The organism is Natronorubrum sulfidifaciens JCM 14089 (assembly GCF_000337735.1).
Taxonomy (GTDB): Archaea; Halobacteriota; Halobacteria; order Halobacteriales; family Natrialbaceae; genus Natronorubrum; species Natronorubrum sulfidifaciens.
The window spans coordinates 1-4,619 of the sequence record NZ_AOHX01000032.1; the positions used below are offsets into that span (position 1 = coordinate 1).

Here is a 4,619-nt window from a genome sequence, read left to right on the forward strand (position 1 = left end):
ATCAGAGATGTGTATAAGAGACAGCCGTCGGGTAGACGACGAGTTTGCCCTCCCTGATCGCGGCTGCTGCACGCTCGAGGTCACTCATTTGATACAGGTCGGCTCGGTACCGTCAAAAGCGTATCGTGACGGCTCGAGTGGCGACTATAGGAGGCCAAGGCGGTCCTCGAGGGCGTCGTAGTCGGGGAACTCGGGCCACTCGGTTGCTACCCACGCGGCCTCGACGGTGCAGTCGTCGCCGAGCGCGAAAAACGCGACTCGAGGCTCGCTGATTCCGGCCATCCCCTCGAGGTCGTGGGCGATGCCATAGGTATCGGCGACCCCGTTGGCTGGGTCGGCAAAGAACGGAAACGGGACGTCGTTCTCGTCGACGAACCGCGAAATCGCATACGGCGTCGAGGCCGTCACGCCGACGATCTGCTCGTCGTGGTCGGCCCACCCGCGCTCGGTGAGTTCGTCCCAGACGTACTTGCCGACGAACGAGCCAATCATCGGGGTGAAGACGAGGATCGTTCGGCCATCAGCGGCGAGTTCGGAGAGGGTCCGATCCTGCCAGAACTCGTCGGTGACCAGCGGCCGGGTGAACTCGGGTGCCTCGTCGCCGACTGCTGGATAGTCGGCGGGGCCGAGGTCGATGACCTCGAACTCGGGCATTACTCGTCACCTCCGACGTCAGCGACAGCCGACGCGTCGGCGGTGTCGGCGTCCGCTCCGTAGGTCGCCTCGAGGTAGTCGACGATGTTCGCGCTCTCGGCCATCGTGACGCCCGTGGTCTCGTCGACGATGACGGGGACGGTCCGAACGCCGGCGACGCGCTTGACGACATCTCGGCGCGAGTGCAGCGGCTCGACGAATCGCGAGCTGTAGTCGAGGTCATAGGCCTCGAGCAGTCGCGTAACGCGTTCACAGTACGGGCAGGCTTGCAGTCGGTAGAAGGTGATCGGTTCGTCACCGTCTGCGCTGGTGGATGCTCCCATACGCTTCGTTTGGCAAACAGGCGGGTAAGCGTGTCGTCGGCGGCGAGTTCGAGCGATAATGGTAAACGGTTAACCGATTCGGCTACAACTCTCGATATCAATGGCGTTATCTCCGCTCCTCGAGGTCGTGGTTGCCGTCTACGAGGCTCCAGTCGTGGGCCTCGAGTTCGATCAGTCGACAGTGACGGTTTTCGGTGCCCTCGCGGTGGCGGTTCTTATTGGCCTCTCCGGATTCTTCTCCTCCTCGGAGATTGCGATGTTTAACCTGCCGAAACACCGCCTCGAGGGGATGGTCGAGGACGATGTGGCGGGGGCAGAGCTGGTCAAATCGCTCAAAGACGATCCCCACAGACTGCTGGTGACGATTCTGGTCGGCAACAACATCGTCAACATCGCGATGTCTTCGATCGCGACGGCGATCCTGTCGCTCTATTTCGGCGGACTGGTCGGCGTTCTGTTGGCGACGTTCGGGATCACCGCGCTCGTGCTCCTGTTCGGTGAGAGCGTCCCCAAGTCCTACGCGGTCGAGAACACCGAATCGTGGGCGATCCGGATCTCGAAACCGCTGAAAGCCACGGAGTACCTGCTCTACCCGCTGATCGTCCTCTTCGATTATCTCACCCGTCAGGTCAACAAGCTCACGGGCTCGACGGGTGCGATCGAGTCCCCCTACGTCACCCGCGACGAGATTCAGGAGATGATCGAATCCGGCGAGCGCGAGGGCGTCTTGGAGGAAGAAGAACACGAGATGCTCACACGCATCTTCCGGTTCAACAATACGATCGTCAAGGAGGTGATGACCCCTCGACTGGACATCACAGCGGTCCCCAAAGACGCCGGGATCGACGAAGCGATCGAGACCTGTATTCAGAGCGGCCACGCCCGCGTGCCGGTCTACGAGGGGAGCCTCGACAACGTTCAGGGAGTCGTCCACATCCGCGATCTCGTGCGAGATCTCAACTACGGCGAAACCGAGGCCGAAGATCTGTGCCTCGAGGACCTCATCCAGCCGACGCTACACGTCCCCGAGTCGAAAAACGTCGACGAACTGCTGACCGAGATGCGCGAAAACCGGATGCATATGGCGATCGTCATCGACGAGTTCGGGACGACCGAAGGGCTGGTGACCGTCGAGGACATGATCGAGGAGATCGTCGGCGAAATCCTGAAAACCGGCGAGGAAGAACCGGTCGAGCAACTCGACGAACGAACCGTTATCGTCCGTGGCGAAGTCAACATCGAAGACGTCAACGAGGCGCTCGATATCGATCTTCCCGAAGGACAGGAGTTCGAGACCATCGCCGGCTTCATCTTCAACCGTGCGGGCCGGCTCGTCGAGGAGGGGGAAGAGATCACCTACGACGGCGTCCGTATCACTGTCGAGACCGTCGAAAACACCCGCATCATGAAAGCTCGACTGCGGAAACTCGAGGAGCCATCCGAGCCCGAAGCCGACGACGAAGCCGTCGAAACCGACGAGGAGTCAGTGACTCGAGACTGACCGCACTTTCATACGCCGTCTTCGACCTCGAGCATCCGCGCTTGCAGCTCTCGTCCCCGATCGGACTCGACAGTGAGCTCTGGAACCGGGACTGCGGCCCCGTCTGCGTCGATTGCGACGAACGTAAACGACGACTCAGTCGTGCGCTCGGTCTCGCCACTTCGAGGCTCTTCACGCCATGCGCGAAGGCCGACGTGGACACTCGTCCGACCCGCGTCGTAGACGAACGCCTCGACCAGCGCCGTATCGCCAATCCCGATCGGGCGCTCGAAGTCCAGTTCGTTCACGCGGGCGGTCACACAGGTTTCGCCGGCAAAGCGCATCGCCGACATCGCACCAACCTCGTCGAGCCATTTCATGAGGTTGCCGCCGTGGAGCGTGTCGTTGTTGTTCGCGTGGTTTGGCTGGACGCGAAATCGGTTCTGGATATGTGTTTCCAGGACAGTTGGCATACCCACCCCTTCACAAGGTATTCTCAAGAAGACACCTACTCGAGTCGCAGCGACGCAAGCGAGTCATCACCGATCGGTCGTCTCTCAGGCGTCCCGTCCCAGTTCCGCCAACAGATGTGAGACGTGAATCCGGTCGCTCGAGCCCTCGTGCATCTCGAACTCGATGTCCGCCGCGAGTCGGTGCATACGGGCCAGCTTCTCGCCCTGATATCGTTTGCGAGCGATCTCGAGGATCGATTCGATGAGTTCCCCACCGTCTAAGCCTTCGTCGACGAGCAGGTCGTCGAGAGCCTTTCGTGCGTCGGTAAACTCGCCGGCTTCGGCGTCGTCAAGCATCGCCTCGATGTCGTCCTCGAGGCCGACCTCGCCGATGGTCTCGTAGGCCGCCTGCATCGTCAGTTCGCCTTCGGTCTCGACGGTCGTCTGAGCCGCGAGCACGGCCTGTCGGATGTCTGTCTCTTATACACATCTCTGATGGCGNCGCGCCATCAGAGATGTGTATAAGAGACAGGGACTCGAGGGGGCACGCAGGGAGACGGGGAAACACCGCGAGCGGATCGGCGGAATGAGCTTGGTGGGCTGGCGGGTCGCGATGATAAACTGCGTCGTTCGGTGGTGTTGTTCCATGATCCGCCGGAGCGCCTGCTGGAAGTCCTCGCGGACGTCTTCGGCGTTATCGAGTAAGATCGTCTTGTACTCGCCGGAGACGGAGGCGTAGCTCGCGGACTCTTTTAAGACGTGGTTGATCATGTCCCGTTTGGACATCGACGAGCGGCCGACGAGGAACTGGGCGAAGCGGGGGTCGTTTTTGATCTCCGTTTTCGTTCGCCCGAAGAAGTCGGCGACGTTGATCTCGATCAAGTCGTTGTCCGGGTCAGCGTGTGCCTCGTGTGCGAGTGCACGCGCAGCCGCCGTCTTCCCGCTGCCAGGTGGTCCCTGCAGGAGGAGGTTGATCGGCTCGTCGACGGCTTGCTCGAGATACTCACGAGCGTCGGCCTGTGGCAACTCGGCCAGCTCGGGGGCGTGGGTGTCGGTCCACAGCGGCGCGTCCATCGCCAGTCGGTAGGGCTGGGGATGGTAAGAATCGGTCGGTTAGTCGGCAGCTTCTCAGCTCACTCCTCGTCGTCGGCGTCACTGTCGTCATCGTCGCTGGTGACGTCGGCAATCGTAAACGTCGTCTCGACGCGTTCGCCCTCGTGTTCGAGGACCGTCGCGCTCTCGAGGTCGTCCGACTCGCCCTCGTAGACGACGGCGGTGAGTTCCGCGTCGTCGTCGACCGTGGCGTTCTCGTCGAACGGGACGCTGACGCCTTCGTGCTCGCCGGCGTCGATGTCGTCGCTCGTTGCGATCACAGCGCCATTGCCGTCTTCGATCGCGACGAACCCGTCTTCTGGCGTCGCAACATCGACCGTGACGTTCTCGTCGCTCGCGTCGACGGCCTCGACGTACGGGTCGGTGTGGAACTCGAGGTCGATCGACTGGAGTTCGCCGTCGCCGTCGGTGTAGACACCGAGGGTTCGTTCGCCGGGTGCGGTCCCGCTTGTGTCGATCTCGAAGGTTACCTCTCGGGTTTCGCCGGCCTCGAGGGTCAGCGTCTGTTGCTCGAGGGCAGTTCCGTCGATGCGGAACGTGATCGCTTCTTGGTCCTCGAGTTCGGTCGGGTTGGAGACTGTCTCTTATACACATCTC

Annotated in this window: 5 protein-coding genes and 2 pseudogenes; 1 reads left to right on the top strand and 6 read right to left on the bottom strand. The window is 61.7% G+C overall.

Going from position 1 to position 4,619, the window contains the following annotated elements:
- Positions 1-144: 144 nt before the first annotated feature.
- Positions 145-654 (bottom strand): redoxin domain-containing protein, encoded by a 510-nt coding sequence (locus C495_RS07595; protein WP_008161605.1) that lies wholly within the window; start codon positions 652-654, stop codon positions 145-147.
- Entirely contained in the window at positions 654-977 is a 324-nt protein-coding gene (locus C495_RS07600; RefSeq protein WP_008161607.1) for a glutathione S-transferase N-terminal domain-containing protein, read from the bottom strand. Before C495_RS07600 ends, C495_RS07595 begins: the two co-directional genes overlap by 1 nt.
- Before the next feature lie 100 nt (positions 978-1,077).
- Between C495_RS07600 and C495_RS07605 the strand changes: the two genes are divergently transcribed.
- Positions 1,078-2,478 carry a hemolysin family protein gene (locus C495_RS07605; RefSeq protein ID WP_008161608.1) on the top strand — a complete coding sequence of 467 codons (1,401 nt, stop codon included), beginning with the start codon at positions 1,078-1,080 and terminating at the stop codon, positions 2,476-2,478.
- Between the two features lie 8 nt (positions 2,479-2,486).
- On the opposite strand, the gene C495_RS07610 is transcribed toward C495_RS07605, so the two are convergent.
- The 4 genes and pseudogenes from C495_RS07610 to C495_RS18665 all read right to left on the bottom strand — a co-directional run bounded on the left by C495_RS07610 (position 2,487) and on the right by C495_RS18665 (position 4,564).
- On the bottom strand, positions 2,487-2,930 hold the full coding sequence (locus tag C495_RS07610) for an acyl-CoA thioesterase (RefSeq protein ID WP_008161609.1): 444 nt from the start codon (positions 2,928-2,930) through the stop codon (positions 2,487-2,489).
- Between the two features lie 84 nt (positions 2,931-3,014).
- Positions 3,015-3,380, bottom strand: a pseudogene (locus tag C495_RS18590) (AAA family ATPase); the annotation flags it as partial.
- A 59-nt stretch (positions 3,381-3,439) separates the two neighbouring features.
- A pseudogene (locus tag C495_RS18595) lies at positions 3,440-3,983 on the bottom strand (AAA family ATPase); the annotation flags it as partial.
- 59 nt (positions 3,984-4,042) lie between these two features.
- Positions 4,043-4,564 (bottom strand): DUF7282 domain-containing protein, encoded by a 522-nt coding sequence (locus C495_RS18665; RefSeq protein ID WP_449406471.1) that lies wholly within the window; start codon positions 4,562-4,564, stop codon positions 4,043-4,045.
- Between the last annotated feature and the right edge of the window lie 55 nt (positions 4,565-4,619).